This is a genomic window from Streptomyces sp. NPDC051218 (genome assembly GCF_044455475.1).
In the GTDB taxonomy this organism is placed as follows: Bacteria; Actinomycetota; Actinomycetes; order Streptomycetales; family Streptomycetaceae; genus Streptomyces.
Genome location: NZ_JBITEU010000006.1, coordinates 137,595 through 164,107 on the forward strand (window position 1 = coordinate 137,595; position 26,513 = coordinate 164,107).

At 69.6% G+C, this 26,513-nt stretch carries 22 protein-coding genes; 3 read left to right on the top strand and 19 right to left on the bottom strand.

The features are described from left to right. Positions 1-39: 39 nt before the first annotated feature. The 9 genes from aroB to ACIBCK_RS19370 all read right to left on the bottom strand — a co-directional run bounded on the left by aroB (position 40) and on the right by ACIBCK_RS19370 (position 9,604). Entirely contained in the window at positions 40-1,143 is a 1,104-nt protein-coding gene (gene aroB / locus ACIBCK_RS19330; RefSeq protein WP_399392288.1) for a 3-dehydroquinate synthase, read from the bottom strand. Positions 1,144-1,148: 5 nt separating this feature from the next. Next, the gene (locus ACIBCK_RS19335) at positions 1,149-1,664 is read right to left on the bottom strand and encodes a shikimate kinase (protein WP_399391733.1); all 516 of its coding nucleotides are present in this window, start codon (positions 1,662-1,664) and stop codon (positions 1,149-1,151) included. Further along, a complete protein-coding gene (aroC, locus tag ACIBCK_RS19340; RefSeq protein WP_399391734.1) occupies positions 1,661-2,845 on the bottom strand; it encodes a chorismate synthase in 1,185 nt (394 codons plus the stop codon). The genes ACIBCK_RS19335 and aroC overlap by 4 nt, the downstream gene beginning before the upstream one ends. A 124-nt stretch (positions 2,846-2,969) precedes the next feature. Then, on the bottom strand, positions 2,970-3,800 hold the full coding sequence (locus ACIBCK_RS19345; protein ID WP_399391735.1) for a shikimate dehydrogenase: 831 nt from the start codon (positions 3,798-3,800) through the stop codon (positions 2,970-2,972). Next, positions 3,797-5,473 (bottom strand): endolytic transglycosylase MltG, encoded by a 1,677-nt coding sequence (gene mltG, locus ACIBCK_RS19350; protein ID WP_399391737.1) that lies wholly within the window; start codon positions 5,471-5,473, stop codon positions 3,797-3,799. The genes ACIBCK_RS19345 and mltG overlap by 4 nt, the downstream gene beginning before the upstream one ends. Before the next feature lie 124 nt (positions 5,474-5,597). After that, positions 5,598-6,083 carry a Holliday junction resolvase RuvX gene (gene ruvX / locus ACIBCK_RS19355; protein ID WP_399391738.1) on the bottom strand — a complete coding sequence of 162 codons (486 nt, stop codon included), beginning with the start codon at positions 6,081-6,083 and terminating at the stop codon, positions 5,598-5,600. Beyond that, positions 6,083-8,752 (bottom strand): alanine--tRNA ligase, encoded by a 2,670-nt coding sequence (gene alaS, locus ACIBCK_RS19360; protein WP_399391740.1) that lies wholly within the window; start codon positions 8,750-8,752, stop codon positions 6,083-6,085. The genes ruvX and alaS overlap by 1 nt, the downstream gene beginning before the upstream one ends. Further along, the gene (locus ACIBCK_RS19365; protein WP_399391742.1) at positions 8,752-9,126 is read right to left on the bottom strand and encodes a DUF6167 family protein; all 375 of its coding nucleotides are present in this window, start codon (positions 9,124-9,126) and stop codon (positions 8,752-8,754) included. Before ACIBCK_RS19365 ends, alaS begins: the two co-directional genes overlap by 1 nt. Positions 9,127-9,133: 7 nt before the next feature. Beyond that, a complete protein-coding gene (locus tag ACIBCK_RS19370) occupies positions 9,134-9,604 on the bottom strand; it encodes a DUF948 domain-containing protein (protein ID WP_399391744.1) in 471 nt (156 codons plus the stop codon). Positions 9,605-9,743: 139 nt separating this feature from the next. On the opposite strand from ACIBCK_RS19370, the gene ACIBCK_RS19375 reads away from it, so the two are divergent. Beyond that, on the top strand, positions 9,744-11,924 hold the full coding sequence (locus ACIBCK_RS19375; RefSeq protein WP_399391746.1) for an ATP-binding protein: 2,181 nt from the start codon (positions 9,744-9,746) through the stop codon (positions 11,922-11,924). Here ACIBCK_RS19375 and rpsD read toward each other — a convergent pair. The 6 genes from rpsD to ACIBCK_RS19405 form a co-directional block, all read right to left on the bottom strand. Next, on the bottom strand, positions 11,912-12,526 hold the full coding sequence (rpsD, locus tag ACIBCK_RS19380; RefSeq protein WP_160503779.1) for a 30S ribosomal protein S4: 615 nt from the start codon (positions 12,524-12,526) through the stop codon (positions 11,912-11,914). The two genes, ACIBCK_RS19375 and rpsD, sit on opposite strands and share 13 nt — an antisense overlap. A gap of 374 nt (positions 12,527-12,900) precedes the next feature. Beyond that, positions 12,901-13,653 (bottom strand): HNH endonuclease family protein, encoded by a 753-nt coding sequence (locus ACIBCK_RS19385; protein ID WP_399391748.1) that lies wholly within the window; start codon positions 13,651-13,653, stop codon positions 12,901-12,903. 52 nt (positions 13,654-13,705) lie between these two features. After that, a complete protein-coding gene (locus ACIBCK_RS19390; protein WP_399391750.1) occupies positions 13,706-15,055 on the bottom strand; it encodes a replication-associated recombination protein A in 1,350 nt (449 codons plus the stop codon). A gap of 44 nt (positions 15,056-15,099) precedes the next feature. After that, entirely contained in the window at positions 15,100-15,753 is a 654-nt protein-coding gene (locus ACIBCK_RS19395; protein WP_399391751.1) for a vitamin K epoxide reductase family protein, read from the bottom strand. A 144-nt stretch (positions 15,754-15,897) separates the two neighbouring features. Continuing rightward, positions 15,898-17,160, bottom strand: coding sequence for a histidine--tRNA ligase (gene hisS, locus ACIBCK_RS19400; protein ID WP_399391753.1), 1,263 nt, complete (start codon positions 17,158-17,160; stop codon positions 15,898-15,900). 13 nt (positions 17,161-17,173) lie between these two features. Beyond that, positions 17,174-17,878: an MBL fold metallo-hydrolase gene (locus tag ACIBCK_RS19405; RefSeq protein ID WP_399391755.1), complete on the bottom strand. Its 705-nt coding sequence runs from the start codon at positions 17,876-17,878 to the stop codon at positions 17,174-17,176. A gap of 146 nt (positions 17,879-18,024) precedes the next feature. On the opposite strand from ACIBCK_RS19405, the gene ACIBCK_RS19410 reads away from it, so the two are divergent. Together ACIBCK_RS19410 and ACIBCK_RS19415 are read left to right on the top strand one after the other, a co-directional pair. Next, the gene (locus tag ACIBCK_RS19410; protein WP_399391756.1) at positions 18,025-18,846 is read left to right on the top strand and encodes a peptidylprolyl isomerase; all 822 of its coding nucleotides are present in this window, start codon (positions 18,025-18,027) and stop codon (positions 18,844-18,846) included. 133 nt (positions 18,847-18,979) lie between these two features. Next, positions 18,980-20,212 (top strand): DUF349 domain-containing protein, encoded by a 1,233-nt coding sequence (locus ACIBCK_RS19415; RefSeq protein WP_399391758.1) that lies wholly within the window; start codon positions 18,980-18,982, stop codon positions 20,210-20,212. Positions 20,213-20,282: 70 nt separating this feature from the next. Here ACIBCK_RS19415 and ACIBCK_RS19420 read toward each other — a convergent pair whose 3' ends face one another. The 4 genes from ACIBCK_RS19420 to secD all read right to left on the bottom strand — a co-directional run bounded on the left by ACIBCK_RS19420 (position 20,283) and on the right by secD (position 26,485). Further along, positions 20,283-22,856, bottom strand: coding sequence for a RelA/SpoT family protein (locus ACIBCK_RS19420; RefSeq protein WP_399391760.1), 2,574 nt, complete (start codon positions 22,854-22,856; stop codon positions 20,283-20,285). A gap of 182 nt (positions 22,857-23,038) precedes the next feature. Next, a complete protein-coding gene (locus ACIBCK_RS19425; RefSeq protein ID WP_399391762.1) occupies positions 23,039-23,587 on the bottom strand; it encodes an adenine phosphoribosyltransferase in 549 nt (182 codons plus the stop codon). Further along, positions 23,584-24,717: a protein translocase subunit SecF gene (secF, locus tag ACIBCK_RS19430; RefSeq protein WP_399391764.1), complete on the bottom strand. Its 1,134-nt coding sequence runs from the start codon at positions 24,715-24,717 to the stop codon at positions 23,584-23,586. The genes ACIBCK_RS19425 and secF overlap by 4 nt, the downstream gene beginning before the upstream one ends. 1 nt (position 24,718) lies before the next feature. Beyond that, positions 24,719-26,485: a protein translocase subunit SecD gene (gene secD / locus ACIBCK_RS19435; protein WP_399391766.1), complete on the bottom strand. Its 1,767-nt coding sequence runs from the start codon at positions 26,483-26,485 to the stop codon at positions 24,719-24,721. Between the last annotated feature and the right edge of the window lie 28 nt (positions 26,486-26,513).

A 26,513-nucleotide genomic window follows, 5' to 3' on the forward strand; every position in this document is an offset into this window, starting at 1 on the left:
TGGCTTGTTCTGTCGGGCCGATTCCCCGCTCGTGGAGCGCTAGTTCGCCACTTCGCCGTACGCGGCGAGGAGTACCGCGGGGTCGGGTCCCTCCAGGACGGTGGGCTTGCCCAGACCGTCGAGGACGATGAAACGCAGCAGGTCACCGCGGGACTTCTTGTCGACCTTCATGGTCTCCAGGAGCTTGGGCCACTGGTCGTAGCGGTAGCTCAGGGGCAGGCCGACCGACTCCAGGACGGTGCGGTGCCGGTCGGCGGTCGCGTCGTCAAGACGCCCGGCGAGGCGGCCGAGTTCGGCCGCGAAGGCCATGCCCACGGAGACCGCGGCGCCGTGCCGCCACTTGTAGCGCTCGTTCTTCTCGATGGCGTGCGCGAGGGTGTGGCCGTAGTTGAGGATCTCGCGCAGGCCGGACTCCTTGAGGTCGCCGGAGACGACCTCGGCCTTGACCTTGATGGAGCGCTCGATCAGCTCGGCGGTGTGCGGCCCCTGCGGGCTGCGCGCCGCCTGCGGGTCCTCCTCGATGAGTTCGAGGATCACCGGGTCGGCGATGAAACCGGCCTTGATGATCTCGGCGAGGCCCGACACGAAGTCGTTGACCGGCAGCGAGTCGAGCGCGGCCAGGTCGCACAGCACACCCACGGGCGGGTGGAAGGAACCCACCAGGTTCTTGCCCTCGGCGGTGTTGATGCCGGTCTTGCCGCCGACCGCGGCGTCCACCATGCCGAGCACGGTGGTCGGAACGGCGATCCAGCGCACTCCCCGCAGCCAGGTCGCCGCCACGAAGCCGGCGAGGTCCGTGGTGGCTCCGCCGCCGACACCGATGATGAGGTCGCTACGGGTGAAGCCGGACTGGCCGAGCGCCTTCCAGCAGTACGCGGCTACCTCGGCGGTCTTGGCCTCCTCGGCGTTCGGCACCTGGATGGCGACGACCTCGAAGCCCTGGCCCGCCAGGTCCTCGCGCAGCGCGTCGCCCGTCTCGGCGAGCGCCTCCGGGTGGATGATCGCGACGCGCTTGGTGTGCTCGCCGATCAGGCCGGGCAGCTCACCGAGGAGCTGCCGTCCGACGAGCACCTCGTACGGATCGGTGCCCGCGGTGCCGCCGACCTGGATGCGGGTGGGCGTCTGCCCCGACGTCTCGGCCATCTCCGTCATGCTTCCTTCAACTCCAGTGCGTCGAGGACCGCTTGGGCTACCTCTTCGGGGGTGCGGTCGTCGGTGGCGACGACGGCGCGGGCGACTTCGGCGTAGAACTGCCGGCGGGCGTCCATCAGTTCGCGCCACTGCTTGCGGGGATTGACCGCGAGCAGCGGGCGCGCGACGTTCAGGCCGGTGCGCTTGACCGCTTCCTCGACGTCCATCGAGAGATAGACGACGGGGTGCGGGGCGAGGAGCGCGCGGGTCGACTCGTCGAGGATCGCGCCGCCGCCGAGGGCGAGGACGCCCTCGTGCTCGGCGAGCGCCGTGCGCACGGCTGCCCGCTCCAGGTTGCGGAAGTGCGGCTCACCCTCGTCCACGAAGATGTCCGCGATCTCCCGGCCCTGTGCGGCCACGATGTCGGCGTCGGTGTCGCGGTAGACGGTGCCGAGGCGCTCGGCGAGCAGCGCGCCCACCGTCGACTTGCCCACGCCCATCGGCCCGACCAGAACGATCTGCGGGCCGGTCACCGGATCTGGAGGCTGTCGAGGTACGACTGCACGTTGCGCCGGGTCTCGGGCACGCTGTCGCCGCCGAACTTCTCGGCGACAGCGTCGGCGAGGGTCAGCGCGACCATCGCCTCGGCGACGATGCCGGCGGCCGGGACCGCGCACACGTCGGAGCGCTGGTGGTGCGCCTTGGTGGCCTCGCCGGTGGCGACGTCGACGGTGGCGAGCGCGCGCGGCACGGTCGCGATGGGCTTCATCGCGGCACGCACGCGCAGCAGTTCACCGGTGGTCAGGCCGCCCTCGGTGCCGCCGGAGCGGCCGGAGGTGCGCCGGATGCCCTCGTCGGTGGAGACGATCTCGTCGTGCGCCTGGGAACCCGGCACCCGCGCGAGGTCGAAGCCGTCGCCGACCTCGACGCCCTTGATGGCCTGGATGCCCATGAGCGCGGCGGCGAGCCGCGCGTCGAGCCGCCGGTCCCAGTGCACGTGCGAGCCGAGCCCGACGGGCACGCCGTACGCGAGCACCTCGACCACACCACCGAGGGTGTCGCCGTCCTTGTGGGCCTGGTCGATCTCGGCGACCATCGCCTTGCTCGCATCCGCGTCGAGGCAGCGCACCGGGTCGGCGTCCAGCTTCTCGACGTCGGCGGGGGTCGGGTAGACGCCGTAGGGAGCCTTCGCGCTCGCCAGCTCGGTCACATGGCTGACGATCTCGATCCCGGCCGTCTCCTTCAGGTACGAGCGGGCGACCGCGCCGAGCGCGACGCGGGCCGCGGTCTCGCGGGCGGAGGCGCGCTCCAGGATCGGGCGGGCCTCGTCGAAGCCGTACTTCTGCATGCCCGCGAGGTCGGCGTGGCCGGGCCGGGGCCGGGTCAGCGGGGCGTTGCGGGCCAGGTCGGCGAGGATCTGAGGGTCGACCGGGTCGGCCGCCATGACCTGCTCCCACTTGGGCCACTCGGTGTTGCCCACCATGATCGCGACCGGCGAACCCATGGTCAGACCGTGCCGGACGCCGCCCAGGAAGGTGACCTCGTCACGCTCGAACTTCATGCGCGCACCGCGCCCATAGCCGAGGCGCCGCCGGGCCAGGTGGTCCGCCACCATCTCCGTGGTGATCGGCACGCCGGCGGGAAGACCCTCCAGCGTCGCGACAAGTGCGGGTCCGTGGGACTCTCCCGCGGTCAGCCAACGCAACCTGCTCAACGGTGCTCCTCTTGCTCGCGCCTGGAACTGCGTGGCGCGACCGGGTGCGCGGCCCTGGCCCGCCACCCCCGATCCTCCCACGTCGGCGGGCCGGACCTGGCCTCCGGTCCACGAAGCGGACGCCTCAGCGCGCGGCCAGCGCGTGCTCCCCCGCCTTGCGCATGGCGGTCAGCGGCGCGGGCGTACGCCCCGTCATCTGCTCGACCTGCAGCACGGCCTGGTGCACGAGCAGGTCAAGACCGCTCACCACGGCCCCGCCGTACATCGACCAGCGGGCCGCCAGAGCGGTGGGCCAGGGGTCGTACAGGACGTCGAAGAGGGTGGCGGGCCGCTCGGGCACGGCGGCGGACAGCGCGTCGGTGGCGCCGGCCGGAGTCGTGGCGATCACCAGCGGCGCGCTCAGCGCCCGCTCGGCGTCCGCCCAGTCCTCGGTCCGCACCTCGACGCCGAGCCGCTCGCCCCACTCCCGCATCTCGGCCGCGCGCGCCTGACTGCGTACGTACGCGACGACCTCGCCCGTGCACATCCGCGCGAGCGCGGCGAGGGCCGACGACGCGGTGGCGCCCGCGCCGAGGATCGCGGCCGACTCGACCTGCTCGATGCCGCGCTCCCGCAGGGCGGCGACCATGCCGGGGATGTCGGTGTTGTCACCGACGCGGCGGCCGTCGTCCGCGAAGACGACGGTGTTGACCGCCTCCACGGAAGCGGCGGTCCCGCTGATCTCGTCGAGCAGCGGGATCACCGCGCGCTTGAGCGGCATGGTCAGCGAAAGCCCGGCCCATTCGGGACCGAGGCCTTTCAGGAACCCGGGCAGGGCCGCCTCATCGACGTCGAACAGGTCGTACGTCCAGTCGGCCAGTCCCAGCTCCCCGTATGCGGCGCGGTGCAGCACCGGGGAGAGGGAGTGGGCGATCGGGGAACCGAGTACCGCAGCTCGGCGCATCTGAGCGCTCATTGACCGTTCTGTTCCTTCAGGTTCTCTTCGTACTTCTCGCGGTTCCGGTTCTGTTCCTCGTTCGTCTTCGCGAAGAGCGTCTTGTCCTCGCTGACGGAGACGAAGTAGTACCAGTCACCCTTGGCCGGATTCAGCGCGGACTTCAGTGCCACTTCGCCCGGGTTACCGATCGGGCCGGGAGGCAGGCCCTTGATCTTGTAGGTGTTGTACGGGTCGTTGATCTTGCGGAGATCATCGACCGAACCTGTCGCCAACTCCGACTTACCGCGCAGGTAGTTGACCGTCGAGTCGAAGTCCAGGAGGCCGTACGTCTCCGTGTTGCCCGGCTTGAGACGGTTGTAGACGACCGTCGCGACCTTCTCGAAGTCGTGCTTGTACTTGCCCTCGGCCTGGACGAGGCTCGCGACCGTCAGAACCTGGAGCGGGTCCTTCAGATTCAGCGCGGCGGCCTTCGACTTGAGGTCGATCGCCTCGTACTGCTCATTGGCGTGGGCGACCATCTTCTTGAGGACGTCCTCGGGCTTCTGGCCCTTGGCAACGGGATATGCGGAGGGATAGAGGAATCCTTCCAGCGGGTCCTTGATGTCCTTGTTCGTATTCGCCCAGGAAGGAAGTCCGAGTTCCTTCCATTTCTTCTGGGCGACGTCCTCGGTGGTCCCCTTCTTGAGGTCAAGACGGGAATCGACCTGCTCATAGACCCAGGCGTTCCGCCTGCCCTCGGGAATGATGAGGTTGTTGCGGCTCTTCGGGCTCAGCATGAGGTCGACGGCGCTCTTGGCGGACATTTCCTTTTTGAGGGTGTAAACACCCGCCTGGATCGTGTCGCCCCTGTCGTTCTGCGCCTGCGCGGAGACGAAGGCGTCGACGCTCTTGACGACCCCGGCTTCCTTCAGCTTCTGGCCGATCACATAGCCGCCGGATCCCTTGGGAATGTCGACGATCGTGACGCCCGAGCCCTCGCCCGCATAGTCCGGCGACGTACCGAATCGGTCCTGATAGAACTGATAGCCGAAATAGCCGACCCCGCCGAGCCCGCCGGCGAAGACCACCGTCACGACCAGGCACGCGCAGCCACTCCTGCGCTTCTTCGGCTTCTTGCCGCCCCGGCCGCCGCGGCGGTCCCCGCGACGTCCCGGCGGGGTGACGTCATCCTCGTCGTCGTCATCGGCGCCGGAGAAGAAGGCGTGCTCGCCCTGGTCCGGGCCCGGATCCCAGTCCTGCTGCGGCTCCGGCTCGCCGCGGCGGCGGGACGGCGGCTCCGGCGGGGGGTAGGCGTCGGGCGTGCCGTAGAAGTCGGGGCTCTCCGCGCCGTAGCCGCCCGGCTGGTGGCCGTAGGGGTCCGACGGGTCGGCGGTGTACGGGACATGGCCCTGCTGCTGCCCGGTGTCCCAGCCGCCGCCGCCGTACTGCTGGTCGGGGCCGCCGTTGTACTGCTGCTGACCGGCGGGCCCGCCATACTGCTGCCGGCCATACGCCTGCTGCTGGCCCGTGCTCCAGTCGTCGTACTGCGACTGCTGCTGAGGGTGCTGCGGCTGCTGAGGGTCGTACTGCCCCTGGCCGCCGTAGGGGGACGGGCCGCTCGCGGCCTGCTGTCCTCCCCATCCGCCGTCCCCGTACAACGGGTCCTCGGGATGCCACGGTTCGGAGCCTGGACCCCGGCCATACTCAGTCATCGATCCCCTACAAGCCGCGAGGCGGGGCCGCCGTCTGAGTGGGAGGGCAACCGTTCCGCCTCTTGATGCTGTGCGGCAGCTGTTCGAACACCGCCGCATCGCGCGGAACGTTACCGTATCGCGATCAGATGACCACTTCGACGCCCTCGCCCGGAGCTTTACCTGACGCCCGTTCGGACTCCAGTGCCTGCTGAAGGATGATGACGGCCGCCGCCTGATCGATGACAGACCTGCCCTTTTTGGACTTCACGCCCGAGGCGCGCAGCCCCTGACTGGCCGTCACTGTGGTCATCCTCTCGTCCACGAGCCTCACCGAAATGGGGGCGACCATGCGGGCGAGGTCCTGTACGAACACGCGGATCTTGGCGGCCGCCGGGCCCTCGCCCCCGTTGAGGGAGCGAGGGAGACCGACGACGATCTCGATCGGTTCGTACTCGTCGACGAGCTGCTTCAATCGGCGCTGAGCGGCCGGGACATCGCGCCCCGGCACCGTCTCCACCGGCGTGGCGAGGATCCCGTCGGGGTCGCACGAGGCGACCCCGATCCGGGCGTCACCGACGTCGATGGCCAGACGCCGGCCCCTGCGCATGCCCGCTGCAGAGTCGTCCATCAGGCCGTCTCTGCCACGAGGCGCTCGACGGCGGCCATGGCGTCACCGATGGCCGCGGCGTTCTGGCCGCCGCCCTGGGCGACGTCCGGCTTGCCGCCGCCACCGCCACCGAGGGTCTTGGCGGCCGTACGGACGAGGTCGCCGGCCTTGAGGCCGCGCTCGCGGGCTGCTTCGTTCGTGGCGATGACCGTCAGCGGGCGGCCGTTCGTCGTCGTGAAGAGAGCCACCACGGCCGGGCGGTCGCCGGGGATGCGATGGCGGACATCGAGGACCAGCTTGCGCAGGTCGTCGGCGCCCGTGCCGTCCGGCACCTGGCCGGTGGCCAGCGCGACGCCTCGTACGTCCTTGGCGGACTCGACGAGACCGGCGGCGGCCGCGAGGACCTTCTCCGCGCGGAACTTCTCGATCTCCTTCTCGGCGTCCTTCAGCTTGCCGAGCATGGCGGAGACCTTCTCGGGCAGTTCCTCGGAGCGGCCCTTGACCAGCTCCTGGAGCTGGGCGACGACCGTGTGCTCCTTGGCGAGGAAGTTGTACGCGTCGACGCCGACCAGGGCCTCGATGCGCCGCACGCCCGAACCGATGGACGATTCGCCGAGCAGCTTCACCAGGCCGAGCTGGGCGGTGTTGTGGACGTGCGTGCCGCCGCACAGCTCCTTGGAGAAGTCGCCGATGGTGACGACACGGACCCGCTCGCCGTACTTCTCGCCGAACTCGGCGATGGCGCCCTGCTTCTTGGCGTCGTCGATCGACATGACCTCGGCCTGTACGTCGAGTTCGTGCGCGAGGACTTCGTTGATCTTCTGCTCGACGTCCGTCATGACGGCCGTGGGCACGGCCGACGGGGAGCCGAAGTCGAAGCGGAAGCGGCCCGGCTGGTTCTCGGAACCGGCCTGGGCGGCCGTCGGGCCGAGCGCGTCGCGCAGCGCCTGGTGCGTGAGGTGCGTGGCGGAGTGGGCGCGGGCGATGGCACGGCGGCGGTGCACGTCGATCGAGGCCCAGACCTGGTCGCCCACGGTGATCTCACCGACCTGGACGACGCCCTTGTGGACGTGCACGCCGGGGACCGGCTTCTGCACGTCACGGATCTCGACGACCGCGCCGTTCTCCAGACGGATCCGGCCGGAGTCGGCGATCTGGCCGCCGCCCTCGGCGTAGAAGGGGGTGCGGTCGAGGACGACCTCGACCTCGTCGCCCTCGCGCGCGGCGGGGGACGAGGCGCCGTTGACCAGGAGGCCGACGATCACGGCCTCGTTCTCGGTGAGGGTGTAGCCGGTGAAGTCCGTGGCGCCGGAGTTGTCGGCGATCTCGCGGTAGGCGTGCAGATCGGCGTGACCGGTCTTCTTGGCCTGGGCGTCGGCCTTGGCGCGCTCCCGCTGCTCCTTCATCAGGCGCCGGAAGCCGTCCTCGTCCACGGACAGGCCCTGCTCGGCGGCCATCTCCAGGGTGAGGTCGATCGGGAAGCCCCACGTGTCGTGCAGCAGGAACGCCTTGTCGCCGGCGAGGACCTTGCCACCGGCGGCCTTGGTCTCGGTGACGGCGGTGTCGAGGATGTTCGTGCCGCCCTTGAGGGCCTTGAGGAAGGCGGCCTCTTCGGCGAGGGCGACGGTCTCGATGCGCTTGCGGTCGGTCTGCAGCTCGGGGTACTGCTCGCCCATCGACTTGATGACCGTGTCGACGAGCTCGTGGACGACCGGGCCGGTGGCGCCCATCAGCCGCATGTTGCGGATCGCGCGGCGCATGATGCGGCGCAGGACGTAGCCACGGCCTTCGTTGCCGGGGGTGACGCCGTCGCCGATGAGCATCACGGACGTGCGCATGTGGTCGGCGACCACGCGCAGGGAGACGTCCGAGCCCTGCTCGGCGCCGTAGCGGACGCCGGTCAGCTCGGTGGCGGTGTCCATGACGACGCGCAGGGTGTCGGTCTCGTACATGTTCTGTACGCCTTGCAGGATCATCGCGAGGCGCTCGAGGCCGAGGCCGGTGTCGATGTTCTGGCTCGGCAGGTCGCCGAGGATCTCGAAGTCCTCCTTCGAGGTGCCCTCGCCGCGCTCGTACTGCATGAAGACCAGGTTCCAGATCTCCACGTAGCGCTCGTCGTTGACCGCCGGGCCGCCCTCGACGCCGAACTCGGGGCCGCGGTCGTAGTTGATCTCGGAGCAGGGGCCGCAGGGTCCGGGGACGCCCATGGACCAGTAGTTGTCCTTCTTGCCCAGGCGCTGGATGCGCTCGGCGGGGACGCCCACCTTCTCGCGCCAGATGGTCTCGGCCTCGTCGTCGTCGAGGTAGACCGTCACCCACAGACGCTCAGGGTCGAGGCCGTAGCCACCGTCCGCCACGGAGCTGGTGAGCAGCTCCCAGGCGTACGTGATGGCGCCTTCCTTGAAGTAGTCGCCGAAGGAGAAGTTGCCGCACATCTGGAAGAACGTGCCGTGCCGCGTGGTCTTGCCGACCTCTTCGATGTCGGGCGTACGCACGCACTTCTGCACGCTCGTGGCGCGCGAGAACTGCGGCTTGACCTCACCCAGGAAGTAGGGCTTGAAGGGCACCATGCCCGCGGGGACGAGGAGCAGAGTCGGGTCGTCCGCGATGAGCGACGCCGAAGGGACGACGGTGTGCCCGCGCTCCTCGAAGAAGCTCAGCCAGCGGCGGCGAATCTCGGCCGACTCCATCAGTGGTCCTCATTCCGGTTGTGCGAGTACTTCGTGTTCGAGAGGTACTTGCCCTGCGTGTTCTTGTCGGTCCTGCTTGATTTGCTGGTCCTGCTGTCCTCGATGGCCACGACCACGCGGCGCTGACCGGGCAGTTCCGGGTCGCCCTGGGCATCGAGCCCCAGGGCCTCACCCAGTTCGGCCTCGCGCTGTGCCATGCCGTCGCGGACGTCGAGAGCGAAGTCCTTGAGCTTGTGACCCGCCTCGACCGCCTTGTTCGCGGCTTGGGCCGCGAGGCTTTCGGGGGTCAGTTGCTTGATCTTGCGGTTGACCTTGGTGGTGGCCCACACACCGGCAGCGGCGCCCGCGGTGAACCAGAACGTACGGCGGAACATCGCTGCGTCAGTCCTTCTTCCGCTTGCCCCGCCGCCGCGCTGAGGGGACGGTGCGCCCCACGATCACGGTACGTCGGGCGGACGCCGGGGGCACATTGGTTGATTCGGGTGCTGCCTTGCGGCCCAGGGCTCTGCGCACCCCGTAGCCGAACGCCGCGACCTTGACGAGGGGCCCGCCGAAGGTGGAGGCCACCGTCGTGGAGAGCGCCGACGCGTTCGACGTGACTTCCTGGACGTCCGACGCGATGGCGTCGACCCGCTCGATCTGCGTCTGCGCGGAGCGCACCGCGGTGGAGGCGTCCGCGAGCAGCGGAACGGCCTGCTCGGTCACTTCCGCGACGAGCTTGGTGGTCGCCCTGAGCGTCTGCGCCAGCCTCACCAGCACCACGGCCAGGAAGGAGACCAGGATCGCCCAGAAGACGGCTACCAGGATCCCGGCCACCTCTCCACCGGACACTGTGCACCGCTCCCTGATCATCGGTCCCGAACATCGAAAAGTCGTCCCCCGACCCTATCGCGCCGGGGCGAAGGCTCCGCACCGCATTACCGCGCGGGAGCAAGGGAGTTACCTGAAGTGATTGTACGGACTGCTTACGGATGGGTACGCTCCGTATCTCATGCGACGCGATCAGGGCACCGGTAACCGTCGGCACGGCACCCCAGCACGCCCGCCGAGACCCGGCAACCTCCCTCTGGAGCTCAACGCCTTCGTCGGACGCACCGGCGAACTCGCCTCTCTGGCCGCCGCGTTGGAGTCCGGACGCCTGGTCACGGTGACCGGGGTCGGCGGTGTCGGGAAGTCGCGCCTGGCTGTCCGGGCCGCCTGCGACGCCGTACCTCCGGACGGCGCCTGGCTGGTGGAGCTCGCCGGGGTCAGGGACCCGGATCTGGTGGAGCACGCGGTCGCCGACGCGCTGCGCCTGACGGACCACACCCACCGCACGCCGCGCGAGGTCCTGCTCGACCATCTCGCGGAGCGGGAAGTCCTCCTCGTCGTCGACGGGTTCGAGCACCTGGTGGAGGCGTGCGCCTCGCTGGTGGGGGATCTCCTGCACCACTCCCCCGGGCTCCGCGTGCTCGCGGTGGGCCGCCGGCCCCTCGACACCGGGGGCGAGCGGATCTTCCCGCTCGCGCCGCTGCCCGCCCAGGACGCGGCCGTGCTCTTCGCCGACCGTGCGGCGGAGGGGCTCCCCGGCTTCACCCTCGACGAGGAGAACGAGGCCGACGTGGCGGAGCTCTGCCGCCGCCTGGACGGGATCCCGCTCGCCGTCGAGCTGGCGGCGGGGCGGCTGCGGGCCCTCTCGCCCGCCCAGCTCCTCGCCCGACTGGACAACCGCTTCGCGCTCCTCACCGGGACGCGGCGCGATGTGCCGCCGCGGCATCAGACCCTGCGGACGGCCATCGGCTGGAGCCATGAGCTGTGCACGGCGGGCGAGCGTCTGCTGTGGTCGCGGCTCTCGGTGTTCTGCGGTCCCTTCGACCTGGAGGCGGCGGAGTACATCTGCAGCGGCGACGGCCTGCACGCCGACGACGTCCTCGACGTACTCGGCGAGCTGCTCGCGCAGTCCGTCGTGACCCGCGAGGAAGGGGCGACCGGGGTCCGCTACCGCATGCTCGACACGGTCCGGGCGTACGGCGCCGACTGGCTGGAGGCGTCCGGTGACGCGGCGCGGATGCGGCGCAGGCACCGAGACTGGTACATGGGCCTCGCCACCTGGTGCGAGCTGGACTGGTTCTCGCCGCGCCAGGCGCGGGTCGCCGAGCTCGTCGACTGTGAACTGCCCAACCTGCGGGGCGCGTTGGAGTACTGCCTGACCGAGCCGGACGAGACGCATCTGGGCCAGTACCTCGCGGGCAGCCTGTGGTTCTACTGGGTGGGCTGCGGGCGGCTCGCGGAGGGGCGGCACTGGCTGGACCGCGCCCTGGAGCTGGACGGCGGCCACGACGAGTCGCGCCTCAAGGCCCTGTGGGTGCTCGGCTACGTCGCGGTCCTCCAGGGCGACACCGTCGCCGCGCTCGCCGCGCTGCAGGAGTGCAAGGACGAGGCGGAACGTACCGGCAGCTCCATCGCGGCCGCGTACGCCGTGCACCGCATCGGCTGCCTGGCTCTGCTCTCCGACGACATGGAGCGCGCCGAAACCTTGCTGCGCTCGGCCCTCGACCAGTACCGCGAGATCGGCGAGCTCAACAGCAATGTCCTGATGGGCCAGGTCGAGCTGGCGATGGCCCTCGCCTTCCGCGGGGATCTCGCCGCCGCCGTGGAGCTCTGCGAGGACGTACGCCAGGTCTGCGAGGACCACGGCGAGCGCTGGACTCTGGCCTACGCCCTCTATGTACTCGGCTTCGCGGCCTGGACGCGCGGTGAGGCGGCGACCGCGCGCGAGCTTGTCATGCGGTGCCTGGCCCTTGACCACGCCTTCAACGATCTGCTCGGCACGGTGCTCGCGATCGAGCTGCTCGCCCTGTTCACCGCGGTGGAGGGCGATCCCGCGGAGGCGGCGGTGCTGCAGGGCGCCGCGTCCCGCATCTGGCCCTCGGTGGGCCTTCCGCTGTTCGGCTCGGGGAACTTCGGCGGGCCGCATGCGCTGTGCGAGTCGCAGGCCCGCGAGCAGCTGGGCGACGCCCGCTACGAGGAGTGCGTTGCCGTCGGGGCTCGTCTCGCCCCGGACGCGGCGGTGTCGCGCGCCCTGCGCACCGGCACCCTGAGCAACGCAAAAACCCGCCGCCTGCCCCACCACGAAGGGAGGGCGGGCGACGGGCTGAAGCAGGGAGAGCTACGTCCGGGTCAGCGGGCGTAGTACTCGACGACGAGCTGCTCGTCGCAGATCACGGGGATCTCCTTGCGGTTCGGGTCACGGTCCAGACGGAAGGCCAGGGCCTTCAGGTTGACCTGGAGGTAACGCGGGATCTCGCCGTCGGGGGCGAAGCCGCCCTCGCGGGAGACCTGGAACAGCGGCTTCTCGCGGCTGCGCTCGCGGACCATCACGACGTCGTCGGGACGGACGCGGAACGACGGCTTGTCGACCTTGCCGCCGTTGACCTCGATGTGGCCGTGGCTGACCATCTGACGGGCCTGGTAGATCGTGCGGGCGATGCCCGAACGCAGGATCAGGGCGTCGAGACGGCGCTCGAGCTCGATGACCAGGGCCTCGCCGGTCTTGCCTTCGGCCTTCTTGGCGCGGTCGTAGGCACGGGCCATCTGCTTCTCGCTGATGTCGTACTGCGCGCGCAGACGCTGCTTCTCGAGCAGACGGACCTTGTAGTCCGAGTTCTGCTTGCGCCCACGGCCGTGCTCGCCCGGCGGGTAGGGGCGGGCCTCGAAGTACTTGACGGCCTTCGGGGTCAGCGCGATGCCGAGGGCACGCGACTTCTTGACCTTGGGGCGGGACTGGTTCGGCATGAACCAACCTCTCTGTTCATTGTGAAATCGGCTTCACCAGGGTTAGGGGAGGTCGCATCCGCAGCCTGGGAAACCCATCGGATCCGGTGGTTCTGGATCCGGCGGGCAGCCGCTCCCTGGTCTGGGCACTATGTGCAGCACGCGAGTGGCCCACCGACCGCTTCCCGGAGTACGAGATGGTGGTGGGCTGCCCGCGACACCTTCGACGGTGCGCGACGCTCCTGGAGATCCCTGGACGGTGAGGTCCTGGGCTCCGGCTGGATGTCCCGTTCTGGTGGTGCCGGTACGAGACCGGACACGGGACGCAGCACTTCGGGCAAGTGTACCGGGTGACGAGGGGTGCCTCGGCCGCGGGCGCCTCGGGGGTCCGTGCTTCAGCCGCAGGTGGCGAGGAGGTCCTGGAGGGCCAGTTTCTCGGGGGCCGTGACCGTGAGGGCGTACTTGGTCTTGATGCCGGTCCAGCGGCGGCCGTACTCGCACCAGTATTCCTTGCGCGGGGGCTTCCACTTGTCGGGGGTCTGGCTGCTCTTCGTGTAGTTCGTCGCCTTGTCGGCGGCGAGCAGGACGTCCAGGTCATTGGCGTACGTGAGGCGCCGCTCGGCGTTCCACGCCCAGGCTCCTGCCTGCCAGGCGGCGCCGAGCGCGACGACGTGGTCGGTCTGGATCTGCGAGGCACGGCGGTAGTAGTACGGCAGCTTCTGGCCGGTGTACGGGTCGTGCAGGACGCCGGAGAGGACGACGCAGGGGTTGCGGTCGCCCTCGCGCAAGTCCTTCAGGTCGCGTCGCAGGACGTCGTCACGGGTGTCGCAGCCGTTGCGGCCGCCGGGGGCGTCGGTGTCGTCGGACCAGCCCACGCCGAACGCGGAGCGCTTGTACGTCTGCCAGTTCTTGCCCCATGCGACGGCGAGGCCGGTGAGCTGGTCGCGGGCCTGCGCTGCGGTGGGCGGGAAGCCGTGGCCGGCGAGGGCAGCCGTGGGGGGCGGCTTCGCCGTGGGCTCCGCGGCCTCCTTCGCGGTCGCGGTCGCGCGGCGGGACTCGGCTCGCTCCAGTTGCGGGGGCGTGCAGGCCGTGGCGAGGGCGGCAACGAGCAGGAGGGCCCCCGCGCGCGGTCCCGGTGCTGTGCCCATGGCGCCGAGCGTAGGCGGGAGCGCCGGGGTCCGCCCGCCGTGGGCCGGGCGGCTACTCCCCCTTGAGGCGCTCCCGAACCCGCTCCACCACGTCCGCGTACCGCGCCTCGGCTCCATAGCGCGTGGGTTGGTAGTAGCGCTTGGCGGCGACGGTGTCCGGTGCGTACTGCTGGGCGGCGATCGCGCCCGGCACGTCGTGCGGATACACATAGCCCTGGGCGTGGCCGAGCTTGGCCGCTCCCTTGTAGTGCCCGTCGCGCAGGTGGGGTGGGACGGGGCCCGCGAGGCCCGCGCGGACGTCGGCCTGGGCGGACTGGATGGCGATCGTCGCGGCGTTCGACTTCGGGGCCAGGGCGAGGGCGATCGTCGCGTGGCTGAGGGTGAGCGCTGCCTCCGGGAAGCCGATCATCGCGACGGCCTGGGCGGCGGCGACCGCGGTGGGCAGTGCCGTGGGGTCGGCGAGGCCGATGTCCTCGCTGGCGGAGATCATCAGGCGCCGTGCGATGAAGCGGGGGTCCTCGCCCGCCTCGATCATCCGGGCGAGATAGTGCAGGGCCGCGTCCACGTCCGAACCGCGGATGGACTTGATCAGGGCGCTCGCGACGTCGTAGTGCTGGTCGCCGTCGCGGTCGTACTTCACGGCGGCGCGGTCGACCGACTCCTCCAGGCTCTGGAGGGTGATCTCCTTCTCCCCCTTGGCGAGGGCCGACCCTGCGCCGGCCTCCAGGGCGGTGAGCGCGCGCCGGGCGTCGCCGCCGGAGATCCGCAGGAGGTGCTCCTCGGTGTCCTCGGGCAGCTCCACGGCGCCGCCGAGGCCCCGCTCCTCGGCGAGCGCCCGGCGCAGCAGGCCGCGCAGGTCGTCGTCCGTGAGGGGTTCGAGCGTGAGGAGGAGGGAGCGGGACAGGAGCGGGGAGATGATCGAGAAGTACGGGTTCTCCGTCGTCGCCGCGATGAGCGTGACCCAGCGGTTCTCGACGGCGGGCAGCAGGGAGTCCTGCTGGGCCTTGCTGAAGCGGTGGATCTCGTCCAGGAAGAGGACGGTCTCCTTGCCGTGGCCGCCCATCGCGCGCCGGGCTCCCTCGATGACCGCGCGGACTTCCTTCACTCCGGCGGTGATCGCGGAGAGCTCCACGAAGCGCTTGTTCGTGGCCTTGGAGACCACGTACGCAAGGGTCGTCTTGCCGATGCCCGGCGGTCCCCACAGGAACACCGACGACGGTCCCGCGGGTCCTCCGCCGCCCTCGCCGACCAGCCTCCGCAGGGGCGAGCCCTGCTTCAGCAAATGCTGCTGGCCGACGACTTCTTCGAGGGTGCGCGGGCGCATCCGGACGGCCAGGGGACTCGTCGACGGGTCCTTCTCCTGGCGGTCCTCGGCGGCTGCGGTGAACAGATCGGGCTCCACGGTTCGAACCCTACGTCAGCCCACTGACAACGCCCTCGGCGCTGTCAGCTGGTCCAGAAGTCCCACCAGCGCGTGAGGATCAGCATGCCGATGATGCCGACGTGCAGCACCGGAAGCACCCAGGTGAACTCGGCGAAGAACGTACGCAGCCAGGACGGCGCGGGCAGGAAGCCGTTACGGACGTTGAACGACGTCACGTACCAGAACATGACGATCGTGGCGACCCAGGCCAGGCAGCACCACAGGCACAGCGAGTTGATCTCGTACAGCGACTGGTACATCAGCCACGTGCAGAACCCGACCCCGAAGAGCATGCCCGCGTTCACCGTCAGCCAGTACCAGCGCGGGAAGCGCGCACGGCCCAGCAGACTCATGCCGACACAGATCACGACGGCGTACGCGGCGATGCCCAGCATCGGGTTCGGGAACCCGAACACCGACGCCTGCTCGCTCTTCATGATGTTGCCGCAGGAGACCACCGGATTCAGGCTGCAGCCGGGCGTGAAGTCCGGGTCTTCGAGGAGCTTAAACTTGTCCAGCGTGATGACCCACGCCGCGAGCAGCCCCGCCGCACCCGTGATCACCAGAAGCAGCGCGAACGCACGGCTCCCGCCGGCACCGCGTGGCGCGTCCGCGCCCCTTCCGCCGTGATCGTGCTCGGAGGGGAGGCTGTCGCTTGCCGGGGTCGTCTTGCTCATCACGCCGTTCCGTCGCTCAGGGGCCTGGGGGCAGGGACATTGTGCCGCACGCACGCGGGTCTCCACCGTTCGATGGACATAAGGAGGTACGTGCGAAGGGCCCCGGGCGTTCGGTCCGCCGGGGCCCTTCGTATGCGCGCGAGGCTAGGCCAGCTTGCCCTGCAGAACGGCCACGATCTCGTCCACCGCGACGGCGTCCTGCTCCCCGGACTCCATGTCCTTGAGCTGGACGACACCCTCGGCGAGATCACGCTCACCGGCGACGATCGTGAAGCGTGCGCCGCTGCGGTTGGCGTTCTTCATGGCTCCCTTGAGGCCCTTGCCGCCGTACGAGAAGTCGGCGGCGACGCCCGCCCTGCGCAGCTCGGTCACCTTGGCGAACAGGACCCGCCTTGCCTCGTCACCGAGCGGCACCGCGAACACACTGGTCGCCGAGGGCAGTTCGAGCTCCACGCCCTCCGCCTCCAGGGCGAGGACCGTGCGGTCCACGCCGAGCGCCCAGCCCACCGACGGCAGCGAGGGGCCGCCGATCATCTCGGACAGGCCGTCGTAGCGACCGCCGCCGCCCACCGCGGACTGCGAGCCGAGGCCGTCGTGGACGAACTCGAAGGTCGTGCGGGTGTAGTAGTCCAGGCCGCGGACCAGCTTCTCGTCGTCCTCGAAGGCGACGCCCGCCTCCGTGATCAGCTCGCGGACCTGATCGTGGTACGCCTTGCACGCGTCGCACAGGTAGTCGCGCAGCATCGGGGCGCCGACCAGCTGCTTCTGGACGTCGTCGCGCTTGTCGTCGAGGACCCGCAGCGGGTTGATGTCGATACGTCGACGTGTCTCCTCGTCCAGGTCGAGCCCGCGCAGGAAGTCCTGCAGCGCGGCGCGGTAGACGGGGCGGCACTCCTTGTCGCCCAGCGAGTTCAGCAGGATGCGGAACTGCCGCAGGCCGAGCGCGCGGTACGCCTGGTCGGCGAGGATGATCAACTCGGCGTCCAGGGCCGGGTCCTCGGCGCCGATCGCCTCGGCGCCGACCTGCGAGAAGTGGCGGTAGCGGCCCTTCTGCGGGCGCTCGTAGCGGTAGTACGAGCCCGAGTACCAGAGCTTGACCGGGAGGTTGCCCGCCTTGTGCAGGTTGGCTTCCAGGGCCGCGCGTAGTACGGAGGCGGTGCCCTCGGGGCGCAGGGCGAGCTGGTCGCCGCCCTTGGTCTCGAAGGCGTACATCTCCTTGGAGACGATGTCGGTGGACTCGCCGACGCCGCGCGAGAACAGCTCGACGTTCTCGAAGCCGGGCGTCTCGACGTATCCGTACCCGGAGTTCTTCAGCGGCGCGGAGATGGCCTCGCGCACCGCCAGGTACTTCGCCGAGTCCGGGGGCAGCAGGTCGTAGGTGCCCTTGGGGGCCTTGAAGGTGCTCACGGGTTTTCTCTCGTCACATTCCTCGTCGGGGAGCGTCGGCTCCCAGGCCGGCGGCCACCTGACGCAGATACGGGTTGGTGGCGCGCTCACGGCCGATGGTCGTGTGCTCGTTGTGACCGGGCAGGACCACGGTCGAGTCGTCGAGCGGCAGGCACACGCGCGCCAGCGATTCGAGCATCTCGTCCTGCGATCCGCCGGGCAGGTCGGTGCGGCCGATGGAGCCGGCGAAGAGCAGGTCGCCCGAGAAGAACACCGAGGGAACCTCGGCGGACTCGGGGAGCTGGAACGTCACCGACCCCTTCGTATGCCCCGGCGCGTGCGCGACGGAGAAGTCCAGACCGGCGAGCTTCAACCGGGCGCCGTCGGCCAGCTCCTTGACGTCGGAGGGCTCCCCCACGGTCAGTTCGCCGAGCAGCTGCGCGCCGAAGGAACGGCCTATGGCCTTCTCCGGGTCGCTCATCATGTACCGGTCGTCGGGGTGGATCCACGCGGGCACGTCGTGCGCACCGCAGACCGGCACGACCGAGGCGACATGGTCGATGTGGCCATGGGTGAGGACGACCGCGACGGGCTTGAGCCGATGCTTCTTGAGTGCGTCCTCGACTCCCTCGGCGGCCTGGTGGCCCGGGTCGATGATCACGCACTCCTCGCCTGCGGCGGGGGCGACCAAGTAGCAGTTGGTGCCCCAGGCCCCAGCGGGAAACCCGGCAATGAGCACGATCGTCCTTCGTTCGTCGTCCGGCGGAGGTGACCGCGCGGGATCGCGGCAGATCAGAGCCTACCGGCGCTCCCGATTCCACAGCTAACCCATATACGGTACGGGGCTAACAGAAGCGGTCATCCACGCAGAGGAGAGATCACCCGGTGGTCAGCAACGATCAGCGGCGGCGTCAGCTCGCCCGGGAGAAGTTCTTGCGGCAGCAGCAGCGCCGGGAGGCCGCGCGACGCAGGGCGCGGATGCGCAACGCGGTGATCGCCTCGGCGCTCGCGGTGGTGGTGGCCGGTGGCGCGGTGTCGTACGCGGCAGGCGCCTTCGACGACGACGGCAAGTCGGAGAACACGGCGAACGCGAACCCCACCACCAAGGCGGATCCCTGCGAGAAGCCCGCGGGCGGCAAGGTGAAGCCGCTCAGCTTCAAGAAGGAACCGAAGCTCACGATCGACAAGTCGGCCGACTACGCGATGAAGCTCGCCACCACCTGCGGCGACATCGACCTGAACCTCTCGGCGGCCAAGGCTCCGCGCACGGTCAACTCCTTCAACTTCCTTCTGAACAAGGGCTATCTCGACCACACGAAGTGCCACCGGCTCGTCTCGGGCGGCATCTACGTCCTGCAGTGCGGCGACCCGAAGGGCACCGGCGAGGGCGGCCCCGGCTACTCGATCCCGGACGAGAACCTCAAGGACAAGAGCCTGAAGGGGAACGTGTATCCGGCGGGTACGGTCGCGATGGCCAACCAGTACAACGCCCAGGAGAAGAAGGGCCGTGACTCCGGTGGCAGCCAGTTCTTCCTGGTCTACCGGGACAGTCAGCTGCCGCCCGACTACACACCGTTCGGGACCATTTCCGATTCCGGGATGAAGGTGCTCAAGAAGATCGCCGACGCCGGCGAGAGCACCGGGCAGGGCGAGGGCGCCCCGAACGCGACGGTCGTCATCAACAAGGCGACCATGTCGAAATCCTGACCGCCCGCGGGCAAACTTCGGACGCGCGGGATGCGGACAGCCGCCCCGCCGGTCGCCTATCTTGGCGGTGACGAAACTGTGGACGATGCCGGGGGCCCGAGGCCCTGCGCAGGCATCATGTGGAGGAGGCGCTGTGAGCAGCGACCCGTGGGGCCGCGTCGACGAGACGGGGACCGTGTACGTGCGCAAGGCCGACGGCAGTGAGCGCGAAGTCGGTTCGTGGAAGGCGGGATCTCCTGACGAGGCCCTCGCCTACTTCGAGCGCAAGTACGACGGTCTGGTCGTCGAGATCGGACTTCTCGAGCGCCGGGTGAAAACGACCGACCTGTCGGCCAAGGACGCCATGACCGCCATCGACCACCTGCGCCAGCAGGTGGACGAGGCGCACGCGGTCGGCGATCTGGAAGCCCTCAGCACGCGTCTGGACAAGCTCGTCGAGACCGTCGACGCGCGCCGCGAAGAGCGCAAGGTCCAGAAGGCCAAGCAGTCGGACGAGGCGAGGCACGCCAAGGAGGCGCTGGTCGTCGAGGCCGAGGAGCTCGCCCAGAGCGAGCAGTGGCGGGCGGCGGGCGAGCGTCTTCGCGCCCTGGTGGACACCTGGAAGGGTCTGCCGCGCCTGGACCGCAAGTCGGACGACGAGCTGTGGCACCGCTTCTCGCATGCCCGCTCGGCGTTCTCCAAGCGGCGCAAGGCCCACTTCGCCTCGCTCGACGCCCAGCGCGAGGAGGCCCGCAAGACCAAGGAGAAGCTGGTCGGCGAGGCCGAGGCGCTCTCCGGGTCGACCGACTGGGGCCCGACGGCCGCGCGGTACCGCGACCTGATGACCGAGTGGAAGGCCGCGGGCCGTGCGCAGCGCGAGCACGAGGACGACCTGTGGAACCGCTTCCGCGGCGCACAGGACGTGTTCTTCGCGGCGCGCAGCTCGGTCTTCGCGGAGCGGGACGCCGAGCAGACGGAGAACCTGAAGCTGAAGGAGGAGCTGGCCGAGGAGGCCGAGAAGCTCGTCCCGGTGAAGGACCTCAAGTCGGCGCGCGCCGCCTTCCGTACGCTCAACGAGCGCTGGGAGGCCATCGGCCACGTCCCGCGTGACGCGCGGCCGAAGGTCGAGGGCCGGATGCACGCGGTGGAACGCGCCCTTCAGGAGACCGAGGAAGCCGAGTGGCGCCGCACGAACCCTGAGGCGCGAGCGCGGGCCGCGGGCCTGACGGGCCAGCTGCAGGCGGCGGTGGACAAGCTGACGGAGCAGATCGAGAAGGCGCGCGCCGCGGGCAACAACGCCAAGGCGGACAAGCTCCAGAGGGAGCTCGACGGCCGTCAGGCGCTGCTCGACCAGGCCCTCAAGGGTCTGCACGAGTTCGGCGGCTGAGTTTTCCGCGCACTACGTAGAAGGGCTCCCGTACGCGATGTACGGGAGCCCCGCTACGTAGTGACCCGGTTTACGGCCTGCGCGCCGACGTCACGCGGTACACGTCGTACACGCCCTCGACTCCCCTGACCGCCTTGAGCACATGGCCCAGGTGCTTGGGGTCGCCCATCTCGAAGGTGAAGCGCGAGGTGGCGACCCGGTCGCGGGAGGTCTGGACGGCCGCGGACAGGATATTCACGTGCTGGTCCGACAGGATGCGCGTGACGTCCGAGAGCAGCCGCGAACGATCGAGGGCCTCCACCTGGATGGCGACCAGGAAGACCGACGACTGGGTGGGCGCCCACTCGACTTCCAGGATCCGCTCGGGCTCGCGCGAGAGCGAGTCGACGTTCACGCAGTCGGCGCGGTGAACCGATACGCCGCTGCCGCGCGTGACGAAGCCGATGATCCCGTCCCCGGGGACAGGCGTACAGCAGCGGGCCAGCTTGACCCATACGTCCTCGACGCCCTTGACGACGACGCCGGGGTCGGCGTTGGCGCGGCGCTTGCTGCGGCCGCGCGAGGGCGGCGCGCTCTCGGCGATGTCCTCGTTGGCGGCCTCCTCGCCGCCGAGCGCCTGGACGAGCTTTTGCACGACGGACTGCGCGGTGACGTGGCCTTCGCCGATCGCCGCGTAGAGGGACGAGATGTCGGGGTAGCGCATCTCGTGCGCGAGGGTGACCAGGGAGTCGCCCGTGAGGATGCGCTGGATCGGCAGGTTCTGCTTGCGCATGGCACGCGCGATGGCGTCCTTGCCCTGCTCGATGGCCTCGTCCCGGCGCTCCTTGGAGAACCAGCCGCGGATCTTGTTGCGCGCCCGCGGTGATTTGACGAAGCCGAGCCAGTCGCGGGACGGGCCCGCGCCGGCCGCCTTGGAGGTGAAGACCTCCACCAAGTCGCCGTTGTCCAGGGTCGATTCGAGCGGCACGAGCCGTCCGTTGACCCGGGCCCCTATGGTGCGGTGGCCGACCTCGGTGTGGACGGCGTACGAGAAGTCGACCGGGGTCGCGCCCGCCGGGAGCGCTATGACGTCGCCCTTCGGCGTGAAGACGAAGACTTCGTTGCGCGACAGGTCGAAGCGCAGCGATTCGAGGAACTCGCTGGGGTCCTCGGTCTCCTTCTGCCAGTCCAGGAGCTGGCGCAGCCACGCCATGTCGTTGAGGTGGTCGTCCTTGCCACCGGTCTTCCTCGGCACGTCCGTACGCACCTTGGAGGCGCCGGCGGACGGCTCCTGCTTGTACTTCCAGTGCGCGGCGATGCCGTACTCGGCGCGGCGGTGCATGTCGAACGTGCGGATCTGGAGCTCGACGGGCTTGCCGCTGGGGCCGATGACCGTCGTGTGCAGCGACTGGTACATGTTGAACTTCGGCATCGCGATGTAGTCCTTGAACCGGCCGGGGACCGGATTCCATCGCGCGTGGACGGTGCCGAGTGCGGCATAGCAGTCGCGGACCGTGTCGACCAGGACGCGGATGCCCACCAGGTCGTAGATCTCCGCGAAGTCACGGCCGCGGACGATCATCTTCTGGTAGACGCTGTAGTAGTGCTTCGGGCGCCCGGTGACGGTGGCCTTGATGCGGGCTGCGCGCAGGTCGGCCTGGACCTCGTCGGTCACTATGGCGAGGTACTCGTCGCGCTTGGGGGCGCGCTCGGCGACCAGGCGCACGATCTCGTCGTACATCTTGGGGTAGAGGATCGCGAAGGCGAGGTCCTCCAGCTCCCACTTGATGGTGTTCATGCCCAGGCGGTGGGCCAGGGGTGCGTAGATCTCCAGCGTCTCGCGGGCCTTCTTCTCCTGCTTCTCGCGCTTGAGATAGCGCATCGTGCGCATGTTGTGCAGGCGGTCGGCGAGCTTGATGACCAGGACGCGGGGGTCCTTGGCCATGGCGACGACCATCTTGCGCACGGTCTCGGCCTGCGCCGCCTCGCCGAACTTGACCTTGTCCAGCTTGGTGACGCCGTCGACGAGGAGGGCGACCTGGTCGCCGAAGTCACGCTTGAGGGTGTCGAGGCCGTACTCGGTGTCCTCAACCGTGTCGTGCAGCAGGCCCGCCATCAGCGTGGCCGGATCCATGCCGAGCTCGGCGAGGATCGTCGTCACGGCGAGGGGGTGCGTGATGTACGGGTCGCCGCTCTTGCGCTTCTGGCCGCGGTGCCAGCGCTCGGCGACCTGGTAGGCCTTCTCGATCTGCCGCAGCGTCGCCGTCTCGATCTTGGGGTCGTTGCTGCGCACTATCCGCAGCAGCGGCTCGAGGACCGGGTTGTATGGGTTGGAGCGCTGGACGCCGAGGCGGGCGAGGCGTGCGCGTACTCGGTTGGAGGAGCCGGAGCGCTCGTTCCTGGCCGCGGTGGGGCGGGGCGTGGGCGTCGTGCTGCCCGCGCGGGCCTCGGTGGGGGGCTTGGGGCGGGCTTCGGCGACCGGCTTGTCACGCTGGGCGCTGTCGCCAGGTGTACTCGGCGCGGACGTGCCGCCGGGGGCGCTGGGGGGCGTGCTCTCCTGCTGCCTCGCGGGCGTCGCGTTCTTCGCGGGCGTGGCAGCATGCGCCGCCGCGCGCTTGGCCTCTGCGGCCTTGGCGGCGGTGAGTGCCTTGGAATCGTCTGGCAAGAGGCGCTCCCTGTGCGCGATCCGGGTCCCCCGGTCAGGCCCCGAAGAGCCCATGGTATCGATCCTCGACCTTCGGCTCTCCTTCAGCTGGTGAGACGCCCTTCTACGAGAGAAACGCCTGAGGCGGGCGCCGGATTCCTCCGGGCCCGCCTCCGGGTGTGCGTGGTGGCTGCTCAGCCGCCTCAGACGGTGAGGAGGGCCTCCAGCGGGGCGCCCTCCAAGGCCGTCTCCAGCTTGGCGCGGCCCCCGAGGAAGCCGAGCTCCATCAGGACGGCCACACCGGCGACCTGGGCGCCCGCGCGGCGGATGAGCCGCAGGGACGCCTCGGCGGTGCCGCCGGTCGCCAAAACGTCGTCGATGACCATGACGCGGTCGTCGGCGGCGAGGTCCTCGGCGTGCACCTCGATCTCGGCACTGCCGTACTCCAGGTCGTACGACTGGCTGAGCGTGGCTCCGGGGAGCTTGCCCGCCTTCCGTACGGGGATGAAGCCGAGCCCGGCGCGCAGGGCGACCGGGGCGCCCAGGATGAAGCCTCGGGCCTCGAGGCCGACGACCTTCGTGGCGCCGTACCGCACGGCGAGGGCCGCGAGGGCCTCGGTCAGCGCGGCGAAGGCCTCCGGGTCCGCGAGGAGCGGCGTGATGTCCTTGAACATCACCCCGGGCTCGGGATAGTCGGGGACGTCCCGGATGCGGCTGGCCAGCAGCTCGGGCGTTCCGGCGAGCTCGGTCATCGGCGCTTCCCCGAAGGCCGGCCCCGGCCCCGGCCACGCGAGGCGGGCTGTGTGCGCGGGCCGACGACGCCCGCGGGGGCGGCGTCCTCCGGCAGGTCGTCCTGCGGCTCGTCGTCCTCGTCCCGAGCGGAGTTCTCCACCTCCACGGACTCGCCCTTGGCCACCGCAGCGGCACGCTTGGCGAGGACGCGCTTCTTGAGCGCCTTCATCGCCGGCTCGGTCTCCTTGAGGTCGGCGACCAGCGGGGTGGCGATGAAGATCGAGGAGTACGCACCGGCCGCGAGGCCGACGAACAGCGACAGCGAGATGTCGTTGAGCATGCCGGCGCCGAGGAAGCCGCCGCCGATGAAGAGCAGTCCGGCGACCGGCAGGAGCGCGACGACCGTGGTGTTGATCGAGCGCACCAGGGTGCTGTTGATGCTTCGGTTGGCGACCTCGCTGTAGGTCCACCTCGTCTGCTTGGTGAGGTCCTTCGACTGCTCCTTCAAGCTGTCGAAGACCACCACTGTGTCGTACAGCGAGTAACCGAGGATCGTCAGCAGACCGATGATCGTGCCCTGGGTGACCTCGAAGCCCACCAGTGCGTACACACCGACGGTGATCGTGATGTCGTGGATCAGGGCGATCAGCGCGGCCAGGGCCATACGCCACTCGAAGGCGATGGCCAGATAGATCACCACGAGGACCATGAAGATGATCAGGCCTGTCCAGGCCTTCTTGCTGATCTGCTCACCCCAACTGGGGCCCACGAGGTCGGCGTTGATGACCTCGGGCTTGAGGTCCATGTCCTTCGCCAGGTCCGCCTTGATCTGGTCGGACTTGGCGGTGTCCACGCCGGCTACCTGGATGCGCAGACCGCCCGAGCCGAGCTCCTGGACGACGGCGTCGTGGCCGGAGGCCTCTTCCGCGTACTTCTCGGCCTGCGCGACCGAGACGCTGGTCTTCGGGGTGGTGAAGACCGCGCCGCCCTCGAACTCGATGCCCATGTTCAGGCCACGCACCGCCAGGCCGACGATGGCCGTGATGGTGATCAGGATCGAGATGCCGTACCAGATCTTGCGCTTGCCGACGAAGTCGTAGCCGACCTCACCGCGGTAGAGCCTGGCGCCGAGATTGCCGAGCTTCGACATCTCACGCCTCCTTCGGGTCGACAGGGCCAGCGGAAGAACCAGTGGCGCGGCGGGTGCGGCGCAGCGGCGGCTTGGCGCCGAGGCGCTTCGGGTCGAGACCGGACCACTTGTGGCCGTTCGCGAAGAACGGCTTGCGCGCCATGAGGGTCATCAGCGGCTTGGTGAAGAAGAACACCACGACGACGTCGAGCAGCGTGGTCAGGCCGAGCGTGAACGCGAAGCCCTGGACCTTGCCGACCGTCACGATGAAGAGCACCGCGGCCGCCAGGAACGACACGAAGTCGGAGACCAGGATGGTGCGTCGGGCACGCGGCCAGGCACGCTCCACGGCGGGCCGCAGCGTGCGGCCCTCCCTGACCTCGTCCCTGACGCGTTCGAAGAACACGATGAACGAGTCCGCGGTGATACCGATCGCAACGATCGCACCACACACCGCGGGCAGGTTGAGGGTGAAGGAGATGGCCGGGCCGAGCAGCGTCATCAGGGTGTACGTCAGGGCCGCCGAGACCAGGAGGCTCGCGATGGCGATCAGCGAGAGGCCGCGGTAGTAGACCACCAGGTAGATGATGACGAGCGCGAGGCCGATGGCGCCGGCGATCAGACCGGCGTGCAGCTGCTCGCCGCCGAGTGCCGGGCTCACCGTGGTGACGCTCTGCTCGTGGAAGGTGAGCGGCAGCGCGCCGTACGACAGGATGTTCGCGAGGTCCTGGGCCGACTCCTGGGTGAAGCTGCCGGAGATCTCGGCGTTCGAGTTCAGCGTCGTGTTGACGCTGGGGGCCGAGGCCACCTCGCCGTCGAGGACGATGGCGAACTGGTTCATCGGGGGCTGCTGCTGCGAGAGCTTGCTGGTGGTCTTGGAGAACTTCTTCGAGCCGCCGCCCGTGAACTCCATGTTGACGACCCAGGCGCCACTCTGCTGGTTGATGGTGGCCTTGGCGTCGTCGACGTCCTTGCCGTTCAGCTCGGCCGGGCCGAGGACGTACTTCTCCCACTGCCCCGCGTTGTTCTTGCCACAGGCGATGGTCTGCTCGGACGCCTTGACGCCGTCGCCGACCTTGCCGCGCTGGGCCTTGTCGGTGCAGTCGAGGGCGGTGAACTTCTTCTGCAGCGCCGCGGTGGCCGGGTCGGCGGACGGGGTGGGGGTCGGGGCCCCCTTGTCGCCGCCCTTGTCCGAGGCCTTCGGCGTCGGGGTCGGGTCTGCCTTCAGGCCGTCGCTGACGGCGCGGCCCTGGGGGCTGGGCGAGCCGGTGGCGGTCGGCGTCGACGACGCCTTGTCGTCGCCCTTGTCCGTCGCCTTGGGCGTGTCCTTGCCCTTGTCCTTGTCCTTGCCGGACGAGGCGGACGGATCGGGGGTGGGCTCACCGGCGGCCACCGTCAGGACGGGACGGAAGTAGAGCTGAGCGGTCGTACCGACCTGCTCGCGCGCCTGCTTCTCGTTCGTGCCCTTGGGGATGTTGACGATGATGTTGTCTTCGCCCTGGGTCTGCACCTCGGCCTCGGACACACCCAGACCATTGACGCGGTTGTTGATGATGCTGACCGCGGTGTTCATGTTGGTCGGGTTGATCGCGTTCTTCTGGCCGGGCTCGTTCTTCGCCTGGAGCGTGATGCTCGTGCCGCCGGCGAGGTCGATGCCGAGGCGGGGCGTGGTGTTCCCGGAGAGGAACATTCCCGCGGTGAGCGCCACGAGGGCGATCAGGATGAAGACCAAAGAGCGTCCCGGCTTGCCCGGGGCGCTCTGCCTTCGGCCCTTCTTAGGTGCTGCCACCTTCTCGTTCTCCCTGTCCAACCGCCCC

What these genes read in the sequence shown, in the direction of transcription:
- aroB (WP_399392288.1), bottom strand. Translation starts at nt 1,143, where the DNA reads ATGGCCGAGACGTCGGGGCAGACGCCCACCCGCATCCAGGTCGGCGGC.
- ACIBCK_RS19345 (WP_399391735.1), bottom strand. Translation starts at nt 3,800, where the DNA reads ATGAGCGCTCAGATGCGCCGAGCTGCGGTACTCGGTTCCCCGATCGCC.
- mltG (WP_399391737.1), bottom strand. Translation starts at nt 5,473, where the DNA reads ATGACTGAGTATGGCCGGGGTCCAGGCTCCGAACCGTGGCATCCCGAG.
- ruvX (WP_399391738.1), bottom strand. Translation starts at nt 6,083, where the DNA reads ATGGACGACTCTGCAGCGGGCATGCGCAGGGGCCGGCGTCTGGCCATC.
- alaS (WP_399391740.1), bottom strand. Translation starts at nt 8,752, where the DNA reads ATGGAGTCGGCCGAGATTCGCCGCCGCTGGCTGAGCTTCTTCGAGGAG.
- ACIBCK_RS19365 (WP_399391742.1), bottom strand. Translation starts at nt 9,126, where the DNA reads ATGTTCCGCCGTACGTTCTGGTTCACCGCGGGCGCCGCTGCCGGTGTG.
- ACIBCK_RS19370 (WP_399391744.1), bottom strand. Translation starts at nt 9,604, where the DNA reads ATGATCAGGGAGCGGTGCACAGTGTCCGGTGGAGAGGTGGCCGGGATC.
- ACIBCK_RS19375 (WP_399391746.1), top strand. Translation starts at nt 9,744, where the DNA reads ATGCGACGCGATCAGGGCACCGGTAACCGTCGGCACGGCACCCCAGCA.
- rpsD (WP_160503779.1), bottom strand. Translation starts at nt 12,526, where the DNA reads ATGCCGAACCAGTCCCGCCCCAAGGTCAAGAAGTCGCGTGCCCTCGGC.
- ACIBCK_RS19385 (WP_399391748.1), bottom strand. Translation starts at nt 13,653, where the DNA reads ATGGGCACAGCACCGGGACCGCGCGCGGGGGCCCTCCTGCTCGTTGCC.
- ACIBCK_RS19395 (WP_399391751.1), bottom strand. Translation starts at nt 15,753, where the DNA reads ATGAGCAAGACGACCCCGGCAAGCGACAGCCTCCCCTCCGAGCACGAT.
- ACIBCK_RS19425 (WP_399391762.1), bottom strand. Translation starts at nt 23,587, where the DNA reads ATGACCGAGCTCGCCGGAACGCCCGAGCTGCTGGCCAGCCGCATCCGG.
- secF (WP_399391764.1), bottom strand. Translation starts at nt 24,717, where the DNA reads ATGTCGAAGCTCGGCAATCTCGGCGCCAGGCTCTACCGCGGTGAGGTC.